A 22,391-nucleotide genomic window follows, 5' to 3' on the forward strand; every position below is an offset into this window, starting at 1 on the left:
CGATTGATCGACTGTGCAACCCCTCTGTGCAACGGGGGCACTTGGCGCTAGCTTCATCCGCACCAGTGGGAGCGGTTCCATCAGTCGGCGCGTCCGTCACGGCGTGCCAGAGCTGCAAGGAGTCGCTTCATGCGTCACCCCCCGCGTCTGTCTCTCTTAGTGATCGGTGCCGCGGTCGCCCTCGTGGGCACGGCCGTCGCGCCGGTCGTCACGGCCTCGGGAGCAACTCCCGCGTGCACGGTGGAGTACTCGGTCACCGGCCAGTGGGACACCGGCTTCCAGGGCGCCGTGAGAATCACCAACAACATGGCCGCGCTGAGCGGTTGGAGCCTCGGCTTCGACTTCCCGAACGGCCAGAAGGTCACCCAGGGCTGGAACGCCAAGTGGTCCCAGTCCGGTACGACGGTGACCGCGGCCAACGAGAGCTGGAACGGCTCGCTCGCGAGCGGCGCGAGCGTCAGCGCCGGCTTCCTCGCGTCCTGGTCGGGCAGCAACGCGGTGCCGACGGCCTTCCGGCTCAACGGCACCACCTGCAACGTGGACACCCAGCCCACGCCCACGCCCACCCCGACCGATCCACCGCCGACCGGCGGTGGGGCGCCGAAACTGCACGTCTCGGGCAACAAGCTGGTCGACTCCGCGGGAGCCACCCGCAGGATGCTCGGCGTCAACCGCTCCGGCGGCGAGTTCATGTGCGTCCAGGGCTACGGCTTCTTCGACGGTCCCGTCGACGACGCCTCCGTCAAGGCCATCGCCGACTGGAAGGCCAACACGGTCCGCATCCCGCTGAACGAGGAGTGCTGGCTGGGACTCTCCAACATCAAGCCGGAGTACGCGGGCGCCAACTACATCGCCGCCGTCAAGGACCTGGTGGCCAAGGTCGAGGCGCACGGCATGACGCCGGTCGTCGAACTGCACTGGAGCTACGGCCAGTACACCGGCAACTCGGCGGGCTGCTCCGACGTGCACGCCACCTGCCAGAAGCCGATGTCCGACGCGCAGTACACACCGTCCTTCTGGACCTCGGTAGCGAACACCTTCAAGGACGACCAGGCCGTCGCCTTCGACCTGTTCAACGAGCCCTACCCGGACCGCGCGACCTCCACGGCCACCCAGGCGTGGACCTGCTGGCGCGACGGCGGCAGCTGCCCCGGCATCTCCTACGAGGTCGCCGGAATGCAGGACCTGGTCGACGCGGTACGCGGCACCGGCGCCAAGAACCTGATCCTGGCCGGCGGTCTCGCGTACTCCAACGACCTGAGCCAGTGGCTGACGTACAGGCCCAGCGATCCCGCGGGCAATCTCGTCGCCGCGTACCACGTCTACAACTTCAACACCTGCGCGAGCGAAAGCTGCTGGAACTCGACCCTCGCTCCCGTCGCCGCCCAAGTACCGCTGGTGGCTGGGGAGATCGGGGAGAACACCTGCTCCCACGCGTTCACCGACACCGTCATGAAGTGGTTCGACGACCGGGGGCTCTCCTACCTCGGCTGGACCTGGAACACCTGGGACTGTTCCTCCGGCCCGTCGCTGATCTCGAACTACGACGGAACTCCGACCTCCTACGGCATCGGGCTGCGCGACCACCTGCGCGCCCTCAACGGATAAGGAACCCGCACATGAGCCGTGCAAGAACAGCCGTCCTCGGGGCACTCGCCCTGATCGCCGCGGGAACGGGCGGAGCCGCCGCGGCCGTCCCCGCCGAGCCCGGCACCGCCGCCGTCGCGGCCGTCCCCTGCACCGTCGACTACAAGGTGCAGAACCAGTGGGACAGCGGCTTCACCGCCGCCGTCACCGTCACCAACAACGGTGCTGCCAAGTCCAGTTGGTCGGTGAAGTGGGCCTACGCCGGCAACCAGAGGGTCACCAGCTACTGGAACAGCAAGATCACCCAGAGCGGCACCGCGGTCACCGCGAACAACGAGAGCTACAACGGCACGCTGGCCAGCGGTGGTTCGGTCAGCTTCGGCTTCAACGGCTCCTACAGCGGCACCAACGCGATCCCGACGTCCTTCACCCTCGACGGTGTCACCTGCAACGTCGACGACGGGGGCAGCGGCGGAGGCGGGGGAGGCGGAGGCGGCACCGGCACCCGCGTCGACAACCCGTACGCCGGTGCCAAGGTGTACGTGAACCCCGAGTGGTCGGCGAAGGCCGCCGCCGAGACCGGCGGCAGCCGGATCTCCAACCAGCCCACCGGCGTCTGGCTCGACCGGATCGCCGCGATCAACGGCTCGTCCACGAGCATGGGGCTGCGCGCCCACCTCGACGCGGCGCTCGCCCAGAAGGGCAGCGGCGAAGAGGTCGTCCAGCTCGTCGTCTACGACCTGCCCGGACGTGACTGCGCGGCCCTCGCCTCCAACGGCGAACTCGGCCCGACGGAGATCGACAAGTACAAGACGCAGTTCATCGACCCGATCGCGGCGATCCTCTCCGACAGCAAGTACGCCTCGCTGCGCATCGTCACGACCATCGAGATCGACTCGCTGCCGAACCTCGTCACCAACACCGGCAGCCGCGCCACCGCCACACCCGCGTGCGACACCATGCTCGCCAACGGGAACTACGTGAAGGGCGTCGGCTACGCGCTCGCCAAGCTCGGCGCGATCCCCAACGTCTACAACTACATCGACGCCGGCCACCACGGCTGGCTCGGCTGGGACGACAACTTCGCCCCCTCCGCGACCCTGTTCAAGCAGGCCGCGACCAGTGAGGGCGCGAAGGTCGGCGACGTGCACGGGTTCATCACCAACACGGCGAACTACAGTGCCCTGAAGGAGAACAACTTCACCATCAACGACACGGTGAACGGCACCTCGGTGCGCCAGTCCAAGTGGGTGGACTGGAACCGCTACGTCGACGAGCTCTCCTACGCCCAGGCCTTCCGCAACCAGCTCGTCTCGGTCGGCTTCGACTCCGGCATCGGCATGCTGATCGACACCTCCAGGAACGGCTGGGGCGGCACCGCACGGCCCACCGGACCCGGCGCGACGACCAGCGTCGACACCTACGTCGACGGCGGCCGCTACGACCGCCGCATCCACATGGGCAACTGGTGCAACCAGTCGGGCGCGGGCCTCGGCGAGCGGCCGAAGGCGGCACCGGCGACCGGCATCGACGCCTACGTGTGGATGAAGCCTCCGGGCGAGTCCGACGGCTCCAGCTCGGCGATCGCGAACGACGAGGGCAAGGGCTTCGACCGGATGTGCGACCCGACCTACACGGGCAACGCCCGCAACGGGAACAGCCTCTCCGGCGCGCTGCCGAACGCCCCGCTCTCGGGGCACTGGTTCTCGGCCCAGTTCCAGGAGCTCATGAAGAACGCGTACCCCGCCCTGTGACCGGCCGGCCGCGCGCCCTGTGACCGGCTGACCGCGCGCACCGGCACCGCGGGCGCCCCCGGCTTTCCGGGGGCGCCCGCTTTTTGCCGTTAGAGCAACACGACTGGCCGTTTCCGGGAGGGGCGGAGCACGCTGTCCTCATACCGAGAGAGAGGCCCGTCCCATGGCACAGGACCACGACCACCACCACGACGGCTGTTCCGGCAGCGGCCACGGCCCGGCGCACCAGCGGGGCGCGGCACACGACCACCGCCACCACCAGGGCTCCGCGCCGGGCCACGGGCACGGCGACGGCCACACCCACATGGACTTCGCCCAGATGCTGCCCATGCTGGTGCAGGAGGCCGAGCTGTTCACCCCGGCGTACGTCCAGGCGGCCGAGTGGCTGCGGGGGCGGCGGCCCGATCCCGGACTGATCGTGGACGCGGGCAGCGGCCCCGGGGTCATCTCCGGCCTGCTCGCCGAGAAGTTCCCCGGCGCGCGGGTCGTCGCCGTGGACAGCGCGGAGCCCCTGCTCGCGGAGGCCCGCGCCCGTGCCGGGCGGCTCGGCTTCGCCGACCGGTTCAGCACGATCGAGGCCGAACTCTCCGAGGGCGTGGGAGACCTGGAGTACCCCGCGGACCTGTTGTGGGCCAGCAGGTCGCTGCACCACGTCGGTGACCAGCGGGCCGCGCTCACCGGCTTCGCCCGGAGCCTGGCCCCCGGCGGCACCCTCGCCCTGCTGGAGGGTGGCCTGCCCACGCGCTTCCTCCCGCGCGACACCGGCATCGGCAGGCCCGGCCTGGAGGCCCGCATCGACGCGGTGCACGACGAGTGGTTCACCCGCATGCGGACCGAGCTGCCCGGATCGGTGGCGGAGACGGAGGACTGGCCCGCCCTGCTCACCGCCGTCGGACTGCGCCACACGGCGACCCGCACCTTCCTGCTCGACCTGCCCGCCCCGGTCTCGGACGAGGCCCGCTCCTTCGTCGTCACCGCCCTCACCCGCAGGCGCGAGGGCCTCGCCGAGGCGCTCGACGCCGAGGACCTCGCCACGCTCGACCGGCTCCTCGACCCGGACGACAAGGCGAGCGTGCACCACCGCCCGGACGTGTTCGTCCTGACGGCGATGACGGTGTACGTGGGGGTCAAGCCGGAGTAGTCCCCGCGCACGCGGGCGGCGGGCCTTGACATCGAGCGCGCTCCAAGTGATGGACTCCCGCCGTTCGCCGTTCGCCGTTCGCCGTTCGCCGTTCGCCGTACCGCCGGGCCACGCCCGGCCGGACAACCCTGGGGGCAGAAAATGGCCGGATCTCCTGTCGCACTGATCACCGGAGGCGGAAGCGGCATCGGAGCCGCGGTCGCCCGCCGGCTGCTCGACGCCGGGCACCGGGTGGCCGTCACCGGTCGCGGAGAAGAGCGGCTGAACGCCTTCGCCGAGGAACTGGGCCGCCCCGAGGGGCTGTTGACGATCGTCGGGCACGCGGCGGAGTACGACCAGGTCAGGGCCGCGGTCGAGGCGACGCTCAAGGAGTTCGGGCGGCTCGACACGGTCGTCGCCAACGCCGGCTTCGCCACCCACGACACGGTCGCGGACGGGGACCCGGCCGGCTGGCCGGAGATGGTGCTGACCAACGTGCTGGGGCCCGCGCTGCTCATCAGGGCGTCCATCGACGCGCTCAAGGAGTCCCGTGGCCGCGTCGTGCTCATCGGCAGTGTCGCCGGGCACGTGAACACGCCCGGCAACATCTACGGCGCGACCAAGTGGGCGGTGACCGGGCTCGCCGAGAACACCAGGCGCCAGGTCACCGAGTACGGCGTGGGCGTGACACTGATCTCGCCGGGCCGGGTGGAGACCCCGTTCTGGGACGGCTACGGCAGCCTGCCGCCGGGGCGGCTCCTGACGGCGGACCAGCTCGCCGACTCGATCGTCTGGGCGGTCGGGCAGCCGGCGGGCGTCGACGTGAACACAGTGGTCGTCCGCCCCGTCGGCCAGCCCGTCTGACCCGCGCCGGGGGAGGACGCCCCGCCCCTCGGGCCGCTCCCGCAAGGCCGCGGGCCCGGACGCGTCGCGCGTCCGGGCCCGCGGCCTCGGTGCCGGACGGGCCGGTCAGCCGACGTCGAAGACGGCCGGGTCCGGGCCGATGCGGCGGTCCTCGTTCAGCGCGGAGATCGCCGCGATGTCCTCGGTGTCCAGGGAGAAGTCGAAGACGTCGATGTTCTCCTTGATCCGGGACGGGGTCACGGACTTCGGGATCACGACGTTGCCGACCTGGAGGTGCCAGCGCAGGACGATCTGGGCCGGTGTGCGGCCGTGCTTCTGGGCGACGGCGATGATCGCCGGGACCTCCAGGAGGCCCTTGCCCTGGCCCAGCGGCGACCAGGCCTCGGTGGCGATGCCCTGCTCGGCGTGGAACTCGCGGGCCGCGCGCTGCTGGAGGTGCGGGTGCAGCTCGATCTGGTTGACGGCCGGGATCACGGACGTCTCCTCGATCAGCTTCTCCAGGTGCTCGGGAAGGAAGTTCGAGGTGCCGATGGCCTTGGCGCGGCCGTCGGCGTAGATCTTCTCGAAGGCCTTGAACGTGTCGACGTAACGACCCCGGGACGGTGTCGGCCAGTGGATCAGATACAGGTCGACGTAGTCCAGGCCGAGCTTCTCCAGCGAGGTGTCGAAGGCACGCAGCGTGGAGTCGTACCCCTGGTCGCTGTTCCAGAGCTTGGTGGTGACGAAGAGCTCCTCGCGGGCGATGCCGGAGGCGCGCACGCCCTTGCCGGTGCCCTCTTCGTTGTCGTAGATCGCCGCTGTGTCGATGCTGCGGTACCCGGACTCCAGTGCGGTGGCGACCGCCCGCTCCGCCTCGTCGTCCGGCACCTGCCAGACGCCGAAGCCGAGCTGCGGCATCTCGACGCCGTTGTTCAGGATGATCGGGGGGACCTTGCTCACGAGCTCTCGATCCTTCAGTCGTCGGGTGGTCTTCGTATGGTCAACGATCACGGGCCGTGATGCATTCCTGACCGGGCCCCGGGCGCGGGGAATCGAAGATTGGCTGAAATAGTCCGATCAATCGCGCCGAAGTTTGCGGAGTTCCCGGTCGCGGGTTCCGGGCGCGTCGTCCCCCTCGCGCACCTCACACCGTCTTGATGCCGCCGCCCTCGACGACGTAGTCGGCGCCGGTCGTGCTCGCCGCGCGGTCCGAGACGAGGAACGCGACGACGGCCGCGACCTCGGCGGGTTCGACCATGCGGCCGGTGGTCATGCCCATCGCCGCGGGGACCCCGGCCACGAAGTCGCGGTGTCCGACGCCGTTCGCCTCGGCGAGGCGGGCGCCGAAGCGGTCGTCGTCCTCCCACGCGCCGGTACGCGTCGGGCCGGGGGAGACGGTGTTCACCCGTACGCCCCGGGGACCGAACTCCTCGGACAGTGCCTTGCCGAACGCGTTGAGACCCGCCTTCGCGACGCTGTACTCGATCGGGCCCGTGCCCGGCAGGCGCGCGCTCATGGACGAGATGTTCACCACCGAACCGCGGCGCTCCAGGATGCTCGGCAGCAGCCGGCGGGTGACCCGGACCGTGCCGAACAGGTTGACCTCGAAGCTCTGTGCCCACAGGGCGTCGTCGGTCGCGAGGAACCCGTCCGGGTTGAACGTGTCGCCACCGCCCAGGTTGTTGACCAGGACGTCCACGCCGCCGAGTTCCGCGAGCGCCCGCGCCCCCAGCTCCTCGGCGCCTTCCGGCGTACTCAGGTCGACCGCGACCGGACGGGCCCCGGTCTCCTTCAGTCCGGCGGTGACCGTACGGGCCGCCCCGACCACCCGGACCCCCTCGGCGACGAGCTGCCGGGTGATCGCGAGGCCGATACCCCGGCCGGCTCCGGTGACGACGGCGGTCTTCCCCGCGAGATCGAGCTCCATGTTCGACTCCCTGTAGATTTTTGAACTTCAGGTACAAAACAAGGCCGTGAAAAGGCCGCGAAAAGGCCGTGGCAAGGGGGGTGCCGGTGGGCGGTGCCGCGCTACAGCGACGCCATCGCCGCGTCCACGACCCGCTTCAACTGCGTGGCGTCCTCGGCGGTCTTCGCCAGTACCCGCATGCCGATCACCGTCGCCAGCAGCCAGGCGGCCACCGCCGCCGCGTCGCGATCACCGTCGATCTCGCCCGCCCGCCGGCCTTCCTCGACGGTCGCCCGGAACGCGCTCTCCGTCCGCGCGAACATCTTGCGTACGGTGTCGGCCGTCCCGGGGTCCCAGGGGGCCGACTGGGCCGCGGTGTTGACCGCCATGCAGCCGCGCCGGTCCGGGTCGCCCAGGTCGAGCTCGACCAGCGCCTCCAGCGCGCCCCGCAGGCGGTCCTTCGCCGAACCGGGACGGTCGAGGAGTGCCGTGAGCCACGCCGCCTGTGAGTCCCGGTAGCGTGCCAGCGCCCGCTCGAACAGCGCGTGCTTGCTGCCGAAGGTGTTGTACAGGCTGCCCTTGCCGATGCCGATCTCGTCCACGAGGTCCTGGGGCGTCGTCGCCGCGTACCCCTTGCGCCAGAACACGCCCATCGCGCGCTCCACCGCCGCGTCCGGATCGAACTCCTTCGGCCTGCCCATGGCGTCACCGTAGCAAGGTTTTTGACCTTGAGGTCAAGTAAATGGCCGCGCCGGACACCACCGCTCGGCGAAAGCCCGGCCCGGGCTCCGCTTCCTCGCGGTCCACCCGCACCGCGTCCGGTGGGGCGGTCCACCCGCACTACGTCCGGTAGAGGGCCTCGACCTCGGCCGAGTACGCCTTCTCGATCGCCTTTCGCTTCAGCTTCAGCGACGGCGTCAGCAGGCCGTGCTCCTCGGTGAACTGGTTGGCCAGTATCCGGAACGTGCGGATCGACTCGGCCTGCGAGACCATGGTGTTCGCGGCGACCACGGCACGCCGCACCTCGGTCTCCAGATCGGGATCGCGCACCAGGTCGCCGGCGGGCAGCGGAGGTTTGCCGCGCATGTGGAGCCAGTGTTCGACGGCCTCGGAGTCGAGGGTGACGAGGGCCGCGACGTACGGCCGGTCGTTGCCGACCACTATGCACTGCGCGACCAGCGGATGGTCCCGGACCCGTTCCTCCAGCACGCCCGGCGAGACGCTCTTGCCGCCGGAGGTCACCAGGATCTCCTTCTTGCGGCCGGTGATCGTGAGGTAGCCGTCCTCGTCGAGGGACCCGAGGTCGCCGGTGGCCAGCCAGCCGTCGTGCAGCGTGGCGTCGGTGTCCTTGTCGTTGTTCAGGTAGCCCCGGAACACGTTGCGGCCCTTCAGCCAGACCTCGCCGTCCTCCGCGATGTGCACGGTGGTGCCGGGGATCGCCTGTCCGACGGTGCCGAACCGGGTGAGCTCGGGCGGGTTGGCGGTGGCGGCGGCGGTGGACTCGGTGAGCCCGTACCCCTCGTAGATGGTGACGCCCGCGCCCGCGAAGAACAGCCCGAGCCGCCGGTCCATCGCCGAGCCGCCCGACATCGCGTGCCTGACCCGGCCGCCCATGGCGGCCCGCACCTTGGAGTAGACGAGCTTGTCGAAGACCTGGTGCTGCATGCGCAGGCCCGCCGAGGGGCCCGGACCGGTGCCCCAGGCCTTGGACTCGAGGGCGTCGGCGTAGCGCACGGCGACGTCCACGGCCTTCTCGAAGGGGGCGGACCTGCCCTCCTTCTCGGCCTTGCGGCGTGCGGCGTTGAAGACCTTCTCGAAGATGTACGGCACGGCCAGGAAGAAGGTGGGCCGGAAGGCGGCGAGGTCCGGCAGCAGCGCGGACGCGTTGAGCTGGGGCTGGTGCCCGAACTTGACCCTCCCGCGGAACGCGGCGATCTGCACCATCCGCCCGAAGACGTGCGCGAGCGGCAGGAACAGCAGCGTGGTCGCCTCGTCGCCGCGCTTGGAGTGGAAGACGGGTTCCCAGCGCGCGATGACGGTGTCGGCCTCGAACATGAAGTTCGCGTGCGTGAGGACGCAGCCCTTGGGGCGTCCCGTCGTGCCCGAGGTGTAGATGATCGTCGCGACGGATTCGGGGGTGACCGCGCGGCGGTGCCGGTGGACCACCTCGTCGTCGATGTGCGCGCCCGCCTCGTACAGCTCGTGCACCGCGCCCACGTCGAGCTGCCACAGCTTGTGCAGCTGGGGCAGCTTGTCGACGACCGTGGCGATGGTCATCGCGTGGTCCTCGTGCTCCACCATGACCGCCGACACCTGCGCGTCGTGCAGCATCCAGTGGACCTGCTCGGCGGAGGAGGTGGGGTAGATCGGCACGACCTGGGCGCCGATCGTCCACAGGGCGAAGTCGAAGAGGGTCCACTCGTAGCGGGTGCGGCACATGATGGCGACCCGGTCGCCGAAGCGGACGCCCTGGGACAGCATGCCCTTGGCGAGCGCCAGGACCTCGTCGCGGAACTCGGCCGAGGTGACGTCGCGCCACCGTCCCTGATCGTCCTTGCGGCCGAGCGCGACGTGGAGCGGGTCCACCTTGGCGTACTCGAACACGGCGTCGGCCAGGCCGCCCACCGGTGGCGCCGACGCCGGCAGGGGGTTGGTGAACTCGCGCAATACCGCTCCTCGTGGCCTCCGCACAGCGCCGTGAAAGCTACCCCACCACGCGAGCGGACGGGAGGGGGGCCGAACCGCCGAGGGGTGCGGCGTCCGCACAGGTCAACCACGGAAATGCCGCACAACGGGAAGGGCCGGACAGAATCCCTTACGGTTCCGTAGGTTTTGTCCCCTTGATCTCCACGGAATCGCTACGACCTCGCGTGGGGCCGAACGCCGCGGAGGTTGTTCCGGAATATCTGATTCCGGATGGTTCGCCCGCTGTCGGCCCTAGTTCCGCCGGCCCTGGCCGCGCCGCCCCCGGTGCAGCCGGTCGCCGCCCGCCAGGATCGCCGTCGCCAGCGCGTCCGCGGCGTCCTGCGCGGACGGCCGCCGGCGGCCGTGCACCAGGACGAAGTCGACCTCGCCGAGCTCCGGCAGCCCCGCCCGCTCCGGCACCCGGACCAGACCGGGCGGCACCAGGCCCCGCGAGTGCGCCATCACGCCGAGGCCCGCGCGGGCCGCCGCGATCAGGCCGTTGAGACTGCCGCTGGTGCAGGCGATGCGCCACGGCCGGCCCTGGCGCTCCAGAGCTTCGAGGGCGAGCGCGCGGGTGATGCCCGGGGGCGGGTAGACGATCAGCGGGACCGGCCGGTCCGGGTCGAGCCGCAGCCGCTCGGCGCCGATCCACACGAGCCGGTCGTGCCACACGAGCTCGCCGCGCGGGTCCTCGGGCCGCCGCTTCGCCAGCACCAGATCGAGGTGCCCGGCGGCGAGCTGCTCGTGGAGGGTCCCGGACAGCTCGACCGTCAGCTCCAGGTCCACCTCGGGATGGTCGGTGCGGAACCCCTCCAGGATCTCCGGCAGCCGGGTCAGCACGAAGTCCTCGGACGCGCCGAAGCGCAGCCGGCCCCTCAGCCGGGTCCCCGTGAAGAACGCCGTCGCCTGTTCCTGCACCTCCAGGATCCGCCGCGCGAACCCGAGCATCGCCTCGCCGTCCTCGGTGAGCTCGACGGAGTGGGTGTCGCGGGAGAAGAACTGCCGTCCGGCGGCGTCCTCCAGCCGGCGCACGTGCTGGCTGACCGTGGACTGGCGCACCCCGAGCCGCCTGGCGGCCTGCGTGAAGCTCAGCGTCTGGGCCACCGCCAGGAACGTACGCAGCTGGGACGGGTCGTACACGGCACCACGTTATCGCGATACGTGATGACAGTCAGAGCGGTATGACGGATTCCCGATCGCGGCCCGGGAGAGGACGATGGAGAGGGCACGATCCGCCGACGAGGACCGGACGTACCGCACCGAGCAACCGAGCAGTGGAGCACCGTGAAACGCCTGCAGTGGCCGAGCTGGATGCCGGTCGACCCCTACGTCCTGCTGCTGCTCGGGACCGTCGGCCTCGCCGCACTGTTCCCGGCGAGCGGAACGGCGGCGGACGTCGCCTCGGGCGCGTCCACGGCGGCCATCGCCCTCCTCTTCTTCCTGTACGGCGCACGCCTGTCCACACGCGAGGCGATGGACGGCCTCAAACACTGGCGGCTGCACGGTGCGGTCCTGATCTGCACCTTCGTGGTGTTCCCGCTGCTCGGCCTCGCCGCCCGCGGCCTGGAGCCGGTGTTCCTGACGCACGACCTCTACACCGGCCTCCTCTTCCTCACGCTCGTCCCCTCGACCGTCCAGTCGTCGATCGCCTTCACCTCCATCGCCCGCGGCAACGTGCCCGCCGCCATCTGCGCGGGCTCCTTCTCCTCGCTCGCGGGCATCGTCGTCACCCCGCTGCTCGCCGCACTCCTCCTCGGCGGCAGCGGCGGCGGCTTCTCCACGGACTCGCTGGTCAGGATCGTGCTGCAACTGCTGGTGCCGTTCACGGCCGGGCAGTTGCTGCGCCCCTGGATCGGTTCCTTCGTCACCCGTCACAAGAAGGTCCTCGGCCTCGTCGACCGCGGTTCCATCCTGCTCGTCGTGTACACCGCGTTCAGCGAGGGCATGGTGCAGGGCGTCTGGAGCCGGGTGAGCGCCGTGCGGCTGGCGGGGCTCCTCCTCGTCGAGGCGCTGCTGCTCGGTGTGATGCTCCTGCTGACCTGGTACGGCGCGAAGGCCCTGCGCTTCGGCAGGGAGGACCGGATCGCCGTCCAGTTCGCCGGGTCCAAGAAGTCGCTGGCCTCGGGCCTTCCCATGGCCGGCGTCCTGTTCGGCGCGCACGCCTCCCTCGCCGTGCTCCCGCTGATGCTCTTCCACCAGATGCAGCTCATGGTGTGCGCGGTGATCGCCAGGCGCCGCGCGCGTGACCCGGAGGCGAGCGGCGGGCCGGGCCCGGACGAACGGTCCGGCACCGGCGGCGCGAAAGGCGCGGGAGGTACGGCGGAAGGAGCGGGCCGGACCACCGGCCCGGCCCGCTCCGCCAGGCCCCGGGTCTCCCCGGCCGTGACGACGGGAGGCTAACCGTCCCCGCTCACCCGGTCCATCGGCAGCCACAGGACGGTGCCCGGGGTGAGCTTCCGCGAGGGCGGTGCCGACAGTTCCTCGTCGCTCAACGCGCGGTCGTGGACCCGTACGTCGTCGATCGCCCCGGTGAAGAAGGCCCGGCTGTCCATCCGCTGGCCGACGTGCACGCCGAACGGCGAGTTCCGGCTGACAGTTCCGGGCACGTCCGCCGCGCTGACGGTCGTCCCGTCGACGAACAGGGTGAGCCGTCCCCCGCCGCGGCGCAGCGCCAGATGGTGCCACCGGCCGTCGTTGAAGGCGCCCGTGGTGCGCGCGAACGCCGTGGCCGGGGGCGACGCGCCGTTCCTGGTGGTGATGAGCCCGGTGATCCGGTTGGACGCGGGCTCCCCGCGCAGCCACACCTGTGGCTGGTTCGTGCCGATCCCGCCCATCCACAGCAGGGGCTGCTCACCGCTGGTGGCCGTGTAGCGGAACCACAGGGACGCCGTGAAGTCCTTCGCCCCCAGCGCCAGCCTGTCCTGGTACGGCAGCCGTACGGCGTCGTCGGTGCCGTCGAACTCCAGCCCGCCGCCGAGGACGCCGGCGGTCCCGTTCGGCCCGCCGAGGACCGCCGCCCGCCGGGTGAACGGGGCGAGGTCGGCCGTCGTCGGGTCCGGGCCCCGGCGCGGCTCGAGCCAGTCCTCGGTGAAGCGGGCGAAGCGGATCTCGTCGCGCGCGTCGACCGCGCCGCCCTCGTACAGCAGACCCACGGTCCCGCCGTCGACGCCCACCAGATCGGAGTAGCCCGACCAGTCCGTGGTGACGACCGTCCCGCGGTCCACGCTGTCCCAGGTGCGCCCGCCGTCGTAGGAGGAGCGGATCATCATGGTCCGGCGGCGGTCGGGGTCGGCGGGGCAGGACAGCAGGATCCGGTTCCCGACACGCAGCGTCGAGCCCTGCACCTGGGGCGTGTAGAGGTCCGGGACGTCACGGAAGGGGGACACGAAGCTGTCGCCGCCGTCCCTGCTGACCGCCTGGGTGCGGTGCCCCAGGTCGGTGCCGTCCTGCTCGCGGCCGCTGACCAGGACCGATCCGTCGGCGCGCTCGGTGAGCGTCATCTCGGACGGCTTCTGCCGGAAGGTGCCGTCCGCCGCGATCGGCCAGGAGTCGCTCGCCCCGATGTCCCAGTGCTCGCCGCCGTCGTCGCTGGTGATGAGGGCGGCGTGGTTGGCGGTGACCCGGCCGCCGTCCCAGGTCTCGGTGTTGACGGCGAACACGAGCCGTCCCGCGTGCCGTCCGCGGGTGAGCTGGATGCCGTGCACGGGACCGGTGGCGTACCAGGAGTTCCAGTCCGCGGGCAGGATCTCGGAGCTCAGGTCGCGCGGCTGCGACCAGCTCAGACCGTCGTCGTCGCTGTACTGCAGGTGCGGGGTGCGGTCGCAGGGCACCGAGCAGCCGGCACTGTCCGCACGGCCCGTGTTGTAGGTCTCCGCCAGCACGATCCGGCCGGTCTCACGGTCCACGACCGGGGTGGGGTTGCCGTGGGTGTCCCCGTTCCCCTCGTTGACGACCTGGAGCGGGCCCCAGGTGCGGCCGCCGTCGCCGGAGCGCTTCACCACGATGTCGATGTCGGCCGCGTCACCGCAGTTGAGGACCCGTCCCTCGGCGAACGCCAGCAGTGTCCCCTCGGTCGTCCGGACGACCGAGGGGATGCGGAAGCAGGCGTAGCCCGGATCCTGGGAGGCCTTGAACAGCACCTGTTGCTCGAACTCGGGTGCGACCGGGGTCGGTTCGGCCCGTGCCGTGCCCGGGAAAGCGACCAGCGCCGCGATGCCGAGGACGGTGGTCAGGGCGGCCGTGAGGCGGGCCCGGAAGGAGCGGGGGCCGGGCCGGACGGCGGGGGCGGATCTCGGACGGGTGGCGAAGACGGGTCTCGGACGGGTGGCGAGGCGTGACGGCATGGAGCGACCTGCCCTTCGTACGGCGGCTGGGCAATCCGGATTCTCGGGACATCCCACGTCCAACGTTCGCGCCGCAGAGGCTACTTGGGCTCCAAAGCACCCCACAAGGAGCATGCATCGGTCGTGTTCACGCCAGAATTCGCACGCCCGTGCGTCCGTCCGGCGGGGAGCGGTTCACGGGCTCGTCGACCCGGATTTCCGGTACGGACGGCTGATGCGGGCTAACGTTCCGTCATGACCGTACCCGAAACCGAACCCCGCCTCGCCCTCGACCCGGCGCGCACGGCCCTTGTGCTCGTCGATCTGATGGAGCGCATCGTGGCGCTGCCCCTGGAGCCGTACAAGGGGACCGAAGTCCTCGCCACCTCGGAGGAGTTGGCGGAATCCTTCCGGAAGGCGGGCGCGCTCGTCGTGCTCGTCCGGGTCGAGCGGCCCGGAGTCGCCGAGCAGCCGCCCGGGAGCGGCCTGGTCGCCGGACTCGTCGCGGAGGGTGACCTGGAGGTCGTGAAGCGGACCATCGGCGGGTTCCAGGGCACCGGCCTCGACGAGCGGCTGCGCGAACACGGCGTCTCCACCCTGGTGTTCGGCGGGATCGCCACCAACCTCGGGGTCGAGTCGACCGCGCGCGCCGCCGGTGACCTCGGCTACGACCTCGTCTTCGTCGAGGACGCGATGGCTGCGTTCACCGCCCCCGAGCACGACGCCTCCGTCCGTCTGGACTTCCCGCGGCTCGGCACGGTCGTGACCGCGGGTGAGGTGCGCTTCTCGGTCCGCTGAGGCCCGGCCGCGGGCGGAGCCCGTCGCGCACGGCGGCGGCCGCGCCGGCCCGGGGCCGAGGCGGGGCCCCTCCGGCGCAGGGGGCGCTCCCCGCCGTCCGGGGCCCCGCCGCCGTGTCGCGGGGAGCCGGTGTCAGCCCTGGCCGGCCGTGGCCCGCAGGGTGATGCGGTGCTCGCCCGCGTACACGTTCATGTCGGCGCCGCGCAGGAAGCCGACCAGGGTCAGGCCGGTCTCCGCCGCGAGGTCGACGGCCAGGGACGACGGGGCGGAGACGGCCGCCAGCACCGGGATGCCCGCCATCACCGCCTTCTGCGCCAGCTCGAAGGACGCCCGGCCGGAGACCAGCAGGACGGTCCGGGAGAGCGGGAGCGTGCCGTTCTGCAGGGCGCGGCCGACCAGTTTGTCGACCGCGTTGTGCCGGCCCACGTCCTCGCGTATGTCGACCAGTTCCCCCTCCTCGGTGAACAGCGCCGCCGCGTGCAGACCCCCGGTCCGGTCGAAGACCCGCTGGGCCGCGCGCAGCCGGTCGGGGAGGCTCGCGAGCAGGTCGGGTTCCAGCCGCACCGGGGGAGTGGTGCCGCCCGCCGTGTCGTCGACGCTCCAGCGGGCCGTCGTACGGACGGCGTCCAGACTCGCCTTGCCGCACAGGCCGCACGAGGACGTTGTGTACACATTGCGTTCGAGCGTGATGTCGGGGACGACGACACCGGGCGCCGTCCGCACGTCGACGACGTTGTACGTGTTGGAGCCGTCCGCCGTGGCCCCCGCGCAGTACACGATGTTCTGCAGCTCGTCGGCCCGCCCCAGCACCCCTTCGCTCACCAGGAAGCCCGCGGCCAGCGCGAAGTCGTCGCCCGGGGTGCGCATGGTGATCGCCAGCGGCTTGCCGTTCAGCCGGATCTCCATGGGCTCCTCGGCGACGAGCGTGTCCGGACGGGAGCTCACGGCCCCGTTCCGGACGCGGATCACCTTGCGTCGTTCCGTGACTCGTCCCATGTCCTGATCAGTCCCGCTTCCGTACGTGCGGCCGGCCGGGTCGGCCCTTGCGGTCGCCGGTTGACACCCGGGTCGCCCGGGGCGTGCGGTGGAGGCGGCCTCCACGCTCTCATTGTCCTGCACCCGCGGGGCGGGCCACGGGGCGCCTCGCCCGGAGCGCCGCCCGATCCGCGCTCACGCGGCCGTCCGCAGCGCGAGCAGGTCCGAGATGGCGTGCACGGTGCGCAGCGTCGGGACCGGCACCCCGGTGATCTCCGCCAGCTCCACGACGGCCGCGAGCAGCACGTCGAGTTCCAGCGGCTTGCCGCGCTCCAGGTCCTGGAGCGTGGAGGTGCGGTGGTCGCCGACCCGCTCGGCGCCCGCGAGGCGCCGCTCGATGGACACCCCGACCTCGCAGCCGAGTGCCTCGGCGACGGTCAGCGTCTCGGTCATCATGATCTCGATGACCCTGCGCGTCCCGCCGTGCAGGCACATCTGCCGCATCGTGGCCCGGGCCAGCGCGCTGATCGGGTTGAAGGAGATGTTGCCGAGCAGCTTGAGCCAGATGTCGTTGCGCAGGTCGGGTTCGACCGGGCACTTCAGCCCGCCCTCCCGCATGGCGTCGCTGAACGCGCGGCAGCGCGCCGAGACGGACCGGTCGGGTTCCCCGACGGAGAACCGGGTGCCTTCGAGGTGACGGACGACGCCCGGTCCCGCCAGTTCGGTCGCGGCGTACACGACGCATCCGACGGCCCGTTCCGGGGCCAGTACCGCGCTGACCGCGCCGCCCGGATCCACGCTCTCCACCCGGTGGCCGTCGTGGGGTCCGCCGTGCCGGTGGAAGTACCACCAGGGAATGCCGTTCTGGGCGGCGACGACCGCCGTCGTGCCGTGCAGCAGGGGCTCGATCAGCGGCCCGCACGACGCGTACGAGTTGGCCTTCAGGCCGAGGAAGACGTAGTCGACCGGACCGATCTCGGCCGGGTCGTCGGTGGCGTGGGCGTGCGCGGTGAAGTCCCCGCGCGGACTGATGACTTGGACGCCGTGCTGCCTCATGGCCGCGAGATGCGGTCCACGGGCGACGAGGTGCACGTCGGCGCCCGCGCGGTGCAGGGCGGCGCCGACGTAGGCGCCGATCGCACCGGCGCCGAGAACTGCGACTCTCACTGTGGGCGCTCCGTTCGGTCGAGGGTACCGAGGAACTGCCGAACTCTGTCGACGAAATATTGTCTACAGGATGGAATGAATGGGGGCAAGGGACGGCGCGACGACCGTTCGGGAGACGGCGCGACGACCGTTCGTCGCGCCAGGGATACCGTTCATCCCATACGGTCGACCGGGTTCGGTCGCACCGCTTCACAGCCGGGCGGCCGGTTCCTATGGTCCCGGATCATGAGCCCTCCTGTCGCACCGCCCGGTTGGAGCCGCTGGCTCGTCCCGCCGGCCGCCCTGTCGGTCCACCTCTCCATCGGCCAGGCCTACGCCTGGAGCGTGTTCAAGCCGCCGCTCGAATCCGCGCTCGGTCTCAGCGGAACCCAGAGCGCGCTGCCCTTCCAGCTCGCCATCGTGATGCTCGGCCTGTCGGCCGCGTTCGGCGGCACCCTCGTCGAGCGCAAGGGCCCGCGCTGGGCCATGACCGTCGCCCTCGTCTGCTTCTCCTCCGGTTTCCTCGTCTCCGCGCTCGGGGCGGCCACCGAGCAGTACTGGCTGATCGTCCTCGGCTACGGCCTCGTCGGCGGCACGGGACTCGGCATCGGCTACATCTCACCCGTCTCCACCCTGATCAAGTGGTTCCCGGACCGGCCCGGAATGGCCACCGGCATCGCGATCATGGGCTTCGGCGGCGGCGCGCTGATCGCCTCGCCCTGGTCCGCCCGGATGCTGAAGTCGTTCGGCTCCGACTCCTCCGGGATCGCGGCCGCCTTCCTCGTCCACGGGCTGGCGTACGCCGTGTTCATGGGGCTCGGCGTGCTGCTGGTGCGCGTGCCGCGCGGCGAGAGGCCCGCCGGTTCCGGCCCGAGCGCGCTCGACGGCGTCCAGGTCTCCGCGCGCGACGCCGTCCGCACCCCGCAGTTCTGGTGCCTGTGGGTCGTCCTGTGCACGAACGTGACGGCGGGCATCGGCATCCTGGAGAAGGCCGCCCCGATGATCACGGACTTCTTCGCGGACACCTCCACCCCGGTCACGGCCTCCGCGGCCGCCGGGTTCGTCGCCCTGCTCTCCGCCGCCAACATGGCCGGCCGGATCGGCTGGTCCTCGACCTCCGACCTGATCGGGCGCAAGAACGTCTACCGGGTCTACCTCGGGGTCGGCGCCCTGACGTACGCGCTCATCGCGTGGCTCGGGGACTCCTCCAAACCGGTGTTCGTCCTGGGCGCGCTGGTGATCCTCTCCTTCTACGGCGGAGGCTTCGCCACGGTCCCGGCGTATCTGAAGGACCTGTTCGGCGCCTACCAGGTCGGCGCCATCCACGGCAGGCTGCTCACCGCCTGGTCCACCGCGGGCGTCCTCGGACCACTGATCGTGAACCGGATCGCCGACCACCAGGAGGCGGCGGGCAGACACGGCTCGTCCCTGTACGGACTGTCGTTCCTGATCATGATCGGGCTGCTCGCCGTCGGCTTCGTCGCCAACGAGCTCGTACGCCCCGTGCACGCCCGCCATCACATCCCCGCGCCGAGGGAGGCCGCCGATGTCGCACGACAGCAGCCCGAGTCCGCCTGACGCCGACGGCCCCCCGGCCCCACCCGACGGCGACGGCGTCACGGCTCCGCCGGACCGGCGGGCGCTGACCGCCTTCGCCTGGCTGTGGGTGGGAGCCCCCTTGGGCTACGGCGTCTACGAACTCGTACAGAAGGCGACCCAGCTGTTCTCGGGCTAGATGTTCGGACGTCCCAAGGTCTGACAGAAGCCGACAAGCCTGGCGCCGTAATCCTGTTCCTTCACCTGCCGCCGTACTGGTGAGTCATTGATCAGACTGGTGGATCCCGCACCCGAGGCACGAGGGGAACCACCCATGAACGGCACACGGATCGCCGCCGTCGGCCATTACCAGCCCGCCAAGGTACTCACGAACGAGGACCTGGCGGGCATGGTCGACACCAGTGACGAGTGGATCCGGAGCCGCGTGGGCATCCGGACCCGCCACATGGCCGGGCCCGGGGAACCGGTCGACGAGCTGGCCGCGCACGCCGCCGCCAAGGCGCTCGCCTCGGCGGGGCTGGCGCCCGGCGACATCGACCTCGTCCTCGTCGCCACCTCCACGGCCGTCGACCGCTCCCCGAACATGGCCGCCCGGGTCGCCGCCCGCCTCGGCATCCCCTCGCCGGCCGCGATGGACGTCAACGTCGTCTGCGCCGGGTTCACCCACGCCCTCGCCACCGCCGACCACACCGTGCGCGCCGGTGCCGCGACCCGGGCGCTCGTCATCGGCGCCGACAAGATGACCGACGTGACGGACTGGACCGACCGCACCACGTGCGTCCTGGTCGGGGACGGCGCGGGGGCCGCCGTCGTCGAGGCCTGCCCCGACGGCGAGGAGCCCGGCATCGGGCCGGTGCTGTGGGGCTCGGTGCCGGAGATGGGGCACGCGGTGCGCATCGAGGGCACCCCCTCGCGGTTCGCGCAGGAGGGGCAGAGCGTCTACCGCTGGGCCACCACGCAGCTCCCGCCGATCGCCCGGAAGGCCTGCGAGCGCGCCGGCCTCGCGCCCGAGGACCTCGCCGGGGTCGTCCTGCACCAGGCCAACCTGCGCATCATCGAGCCGCTCGCCCTGAAGATCGGCGCGGTGAACGCCGTCGTCGCGCGCGACGTCGTCGACTCCGGGAACACCTCCGCCGCGAGCATCCCGCTCGCCTTCTCCAAGCTCGTCGAGCGCGGGGAGATCTCCACCGGCGACCCCGTCCTGCTGTTCGGCTTCGGCGGCAACCTCTCCTACGCCGGGCAGGTCGTCCGCTGCCCGTGAGACGGTCCGGGCCGTCCGCCCGGCCCCCGCGTCCCCCGGTGTGACAAGCCCAACTCCCTTGCCTGCGAAGCTTTTGCGCGCCGTAGACTGTAGGCGAAAGACAATTGACAATCGACTTTCCTATCGCGGCGGCGACGCTGCCCAGGGAGGGACCGTGATGTTGTCGACAGGCCTGCCCCAGGGAGCGGTACCCAGGCTCGAACGGCCCGGCCCGCTCCGTGACCGTGTCTACGAGGCGCTGCTCGAACTCATCACCACCCGCGCCCTCCAGCCGGGCCAACACCTCGTCGAGAGCGAACTCGCCGGCCATCTCGGCGTGTCCCGGCAGCCGGTGCGCGAGGCCCTGCAGCGGCTGAGCACCGAGGGCTGGGTCGATCTGCGGCCCGCCCAGGGTGCGTTCGTGCACGAGCCGACCGAGGAGGAGGCCGACCAGCTCCTCACGGTCCGTACGCTCCTGGAGGCCGAGGCGGCCCGGCTCGCCGCGGCCAACGCGGGTCCCGCCGCCGTCAGCGCGCTCGAGGAGCTGTGCGCCGAGGGCGAGCGGGCGGTCGCCGCCGACGACGTCGACGCCGCGGTCGCCACCAACGCGCGGCTGCACGCCAAGGTCATGGAACTCGCCGGCAACAAGGTCCTCGCCGAGCTCGCCGCGCAGGTCGACCGCCGGGTCCGCTGGTACTACACACCGGTGGCCCGGCAGCGCGGGCGGCAGTCCTGGACCGAGCACCGCGAACTGATCGCCGCGATAGCGGAGCGCGACGGCCGGCGGGCCACCGCGGTCATGCGGGCGCACACGGAGCACACCCGGCAGATGTACCACGACCGCGCGAAGCGGCCCGCCGACGGGCCCGGACCGCGTCAGGGCCCGTCGGCGGACTGACGCCGTCCGTGCCCGGGAGCCGGTGCAGAAGGTGACAGGCGGCCCTCCCCGTCAGGCCACGGGGAGGGCCGCCGGCATCAGGTCGTCCCCCGGCCGGATCAGGCCGTCTCCTCGCCGAGCGGGTGCGGATTGGGGACGACGCCACGGGCCGCGGGCCGGTCCGGCGACCTGAGGAACAGGGCCAGTACGGCGGACGCCAGACCGATGCACCCGGCGAGCACGAAGGCGCCCTCGTAGTCCCACGCGCCGACGACGACCGCGCCCATGCCGGAGCCCACGAGGCCCGAGATCAGCTTCGAGCTGTAGACCATCCCGTAGTTGGAGGCGTTGTTGTTCTCACCGAAGTAGTCCGCGGTCATGGCCGCGAACAGCGGGAAGATCGCGCCGCCGCCGAAGCCGGAGACCATGGAGCAGAACAGGAAGAACGGCATGCTGCCCATCTGGCCCGAGACCAGCACGCCGAACTGGGCCGTACCCAGCACCAGACACACGATGATCAGCGTGTGGCGACGCCCGACGCGGTCGGAGATCCAGCCGATGACCCCGCGCCCGGTGCCGTTGACGATGGCCTTCAGCGACATCGCGGTGGCCACGATCCCGCCCGCGAAGCCCATGTCCTTGCCGAAGGGGACCTGGAAGGCGATGCCGAAGATGTTGATCCCGGCGGTGCACAGCAGACAGAACCACATCATCCACAGAACAGGGGTACGCGCGGCCTCCTTCGGGGTGTACTGCTTCGCAGCCGGCGGGTTCTTCTCCAGCGCCCGCCGGATCTTGGGGTCGTCCGACACCTTCAGCGGGTCCACGTCCGGCGGCCACCAGCCCTTCGGCGGGTCCTTGAAGAACCAGCCGGCCGCCGCGACCACGGCGCAGCAGAGCAGACCGACGCCCACCAGGACGCCCCGGTAGTTGCCGAGGTCCATGTACGAGGTGAACAGGAAGACGAAGGGCACGGACCCGTAGGCGAAGCCGCCGTTGACGAAGCCCGTCTTGCCGCCCTTGCGCTCCGGGTACCACTTGCCGACCATGTTCACGCAGGTCGCGTAGACGAGACCCGCTCCGATGCCGCTGCACATGCCGAAGCCGAGATAGGCGACCACGACGTGCGGCGCGAACGCCAGGGACACGTAGCCGAGCAGGGTGCCGAGCGCGCCCAGCAGCATCGCCGTACGGGCGGGGAGCCTGCCGCTCTCGCGCAGTTGCCCGGCCGGGAAGGCCACGGCCGCCTGGAAGAACACCCAGACGCCCATCAGCCAGAAGATGTGTCCGCTGCTCCACAGATGAGCCTCGTGCAGCGTGTCCTCCGCCGAGGTGAACGCGTACTCGGCGGAACTGATGCCCAGCATGCCCGCCCAGGGCAGGAAGACCATCCAGGCCCGTCCGCGGCCCATGATGTCGATGTCGGTCTCGCCGACGCGGTACACGCGTCCGTTCCGGTCCCTCACCTCCTGGTGAGTCACCGATGTCGAGTAGCCGGTGGTTGTCATGTCGATCGAGGTCCCCTCGCGTCGAAAGATCTGGTCAGCGCCCCCTGCCACATGCCTTTCGTGCGCTCACGGG

General features: G+C 71.2%; 19 protein-coding genes. 10 read left to right on the plus strand and 9 right to left on the minus strand.

What is annotated here, in order from left to right; translation table 11 throughout:
• Positions 1-129 precede the first annotated feature (129 nt).
• The 4 genes from ACFW6B_RS14015 (at position 130) to ACFW6B_RS14030 (ending at position 5,325) form a co-directional block, all read left to right on the plus strand.
• The gene (locus tag ACFW6B_RS14015) at positions 130-1,608 is read left to right on the plus strand and encodes a cellulase family glycosylhydrolase (protein WP_386595474.1); all 1,479 of its coding nucleotides are present in this window, start codon (positions 130-132) and stop codon (positions 1,606-1,608) included.
• Positions 1,609-1,619: 11 nt separating this feature from the next.
• Complete coding sequence (locus tag ACFW6B_RS14020; RefSeq protein WP_386595476.1) at positions 1,620-3,341, plus strand: glycoside hydrolase family 6 protein; 1,722 nt, start codon at positions 1,620-1,622, stop codon at positions 3,339-3,341.
• A gap of 163 nt (positions 3,342-3,504) precedes the next feature.
• Positions 3,505-4,482, plus strand: a complete 978-nt coding sequence (locus tag ACFW6B_RS14025; protein ID WP_386595478.1) for a class I SAM-dependent methyltransferase — start codon at positions 3,505-3,507, stop codon at positions 4,480-4,482.
• 141 nt (positions 4,483-4,623) lie between these two features.
• The gene (locus ACFW6B_RS14030) at positions 4,624-5,325 is read left to right on the plus strand and encodes an SDR family oxidoreductase (protein ID WP_386595479.1); all 702 of its coding nucleotides are present in this window, start codon (positions 4,624-4,626) and stop codon (positions 5,323-5,325) included.
• Between the two features lie 105 nt (positions 5,326-5,430).
• Here ACFW6B_RS14030 and ACFW6B_RS14035 read toward each other — a convergent pair whose 3' ends face one another.
• The 5 genes from ACFW6B_RS14035 to ACFW6B_RS14055 form a co-directional block, all read right to left on the minus strand.
• A complete protein-coding gene (locus tag ACFW6B_RS14035) occupies positions 5,431-6,222 on the minus strand; it encodes an aldo/keto reductase (RefSeq protein WP_386595671.1) in 792 nt (263 codons plus the stop codon).
• Positions 6,223-6,448: 226 nt separating this feature from the next.
• A complete protein-coding gene (locus ACFW6B_RS14040) occupies positions 6,449-7,231 on the minus strand; it encodes an oxidoreductase (RefSeq protein ID WP_386595482.1) in 783 nt (260 codons plus the stop codon).
• A gap of 101 nt (positions 7,232-7,332) precedes the next feature.
• The gene (locus tag ACFW6B_RS14045; protein ID WP_386595484.1) at positions 7,333-7,911 is read right to left on the minus strand and encodes a TetR/AcrR family transcriptional regulator; all 579 of its coding nucleotides are present in this window, start codon (positions 7,909-7,911) and stop codon (positions 7,333-7,335) included.
• Positions 7,912-8,050: 139 nt separating this feature from the next.
• Entirely contained in the window at positions 8,051-9,877 is a 1,827-nt protein-coding gene (locus ACFW6B_RS14050) for an AMP-dependent synthetase/ligase (RefSeq protein ID WP_386595486.1), read from the minus strand.
• Between the two features lie 270 nt (positions 9,878-10,147).
• Complete coding sequence (locus tag ACFW6B_RS14055) at positions 10,148-11,035, minus strand: LysR substrate-binding domain-containing protein (protein WP_386595488.1); 888 nt, start codon at positions 11,033-11,035, stop codon at positions 10,148-10,150.
• Positions 11,036-11,179: 144 nt separating this feature from the next.
• On the opposite strand from ACFW6B_RS14055, the gene ACFW6B_RS14060 reads away from it, so the two are divergent.
• Positions 11,180-12,295, plus strand: coding sequence for a bile acid:sodium symporter family protein (locus tag ACFW6B_RS14060; protein ID WP_386595490.1), 1,116 nt, complete (start codon positions 11,180-11,182; stop codon positions 12,293-12,295).
• Here the strand turns inward: ACFW6B_RS14060 and ACFW6B_RS14065 are convergent.
• Positions 12,292-14,238: an exo-alpha-sialidase gene (locus ACFW6B_RS14065; RefSeq protein ID WP_386595492.1), complete on the minus strand. Its 1,947-nt coding sequence runs from the start codon at positions 14,236-14,238 to the stop codon at positions 12,292-12,294. The two genes, ACFW6B_RS14060 and ACFW6B_RS14065, sit on opposite strands and share 4 nt — an antisense overlap.
• Positions 14,239-14,472: 234 nt before the next feature.
• On the opposite strand from ACFW6B_RS14065, the gene ACFW6B_RS14070 reads away from it, so the two are divergent.
• Positions 14,473-15,015, plus strand: coding sequence for an isochorismatase family protein (locus tag ACFW6B_RS14070; protein ID WP_386595494.1), 543 nt, complete (start codon positions 14,473-14,475; stop codon positions 15,013-15,015).
• Between the two features lie 132 nt (positions 15,016-15,147).
• On the opposite strand, the gene fdhD is transcribed toward ACFW6B_RS14070, so the two are convergent.
• The gene (gene fdhD, locus ACFW6B_RS14075) at positions 15,148-16,011 is read right to left on the minus strand and encodes a formate dehydrogenase accessory sulfurtransferase FdhD (protein ID WP_386595496.1); all 864 of its coding nucleotides are present in this window, start codon (positions 16,009-16,011) and stop codon (positions 15,148-15,150) included.
• A gap of 174 nt (positions 16,012-16,185) precedes the next feature.
• Complete coding sequence (locus tag ACFW6B_RS14080; RefSeq protein ID WP_386595498.1) at positions 16,186-17,157, minus strand: 2-dehydropantoate 2-reductase; 972 nt, start codon at positions 17,155-17,157, stop codon at positions 16,186-16,188.
• Between the two features lie 225 nt (positions 17,158-17,382).
• On the opposite strand from ACFW6B_RS14080, the gene ACFW6B_RS14085 reads away from it, so the two are divergent.
• From ACFW6B_RS14085 to ACFW6B_RS14100, 4 genes are all read left to right on the plus strand, one after another.
• Positions 17,383-18,714: an OFA family MFS transporter gene (locus tag ACFW6B_RS14085; protein ID WP_386595500.1), complete on the plus strand. Its 1,332-nt coding sequence runs from the start codon at positions 17,383-17,385 to the stop codon at positions 18,712-18,714.
• A complete protein-coding gene (locus ACFW6B_RS14090; RefSeq protein WP_386595502.1) occupies positions 18,683-18,871 on the plus strand; it encodes a hypothetical protein in 189 nt (62 codons plus the stop codon). Before ACFW6B_RS14085 ends, ACFW6B_RS14090 begins: the two co-directional genes overlap by 32 nt.
• 135 nt (positions 18,872-19,006) lie before the next feature.
• Positions 19,007-19,954, plus strand: coding sequence for a beta-ketoacyl-ACP synthase III (locus ACFW6B_RS14095; protein WP_386595504.1), 948 nt, complete (start codon positions 19,007-19,009; stop codon positions 19,952-19,954).
• Between the two features lie 157 nt (positions 19,955-20,111).
• Positions 20,112-20,831, plus strand: coding sequence for a GntR family transcriptional regulator (locus ACFW6B_RS14100; RefSeq protein ID WP_386595506.1), 720 nt, complete (start codon positions 20,112-20,114; stop codon positions 20,829-20,831).
• Between the two features lie 98 nt (positions 20,832-20,929).
• Here ACFW6B_RS14100 and ACFW6B_RS14105 read toward each other — a convergent pair whose 3' ends face one another.
• On the minus strand, positions 20,930-22,318 hold the full coding sequence (locus ACFW6B_RS14105) for an OFA family MFS transporter (RefSeq protein ID WP_386595508.1): 1,389 nt from the start codon (positions 22,316-22,318) through the stop codon (positions 20,930-20,932).
• Positions 22,319-22,391 lie beyond the last annotated feature (73 nt).

Source organism: Streptomyces sp. NPDC058751 (genome assembly GCF_042746485.1).
In the GTDB taxonomy this organism is placed as follows: Bacteria; Actinomycetota; Actinomycetes; order Streptomycetales; family Streptomycetaceae; genus Streptomyces.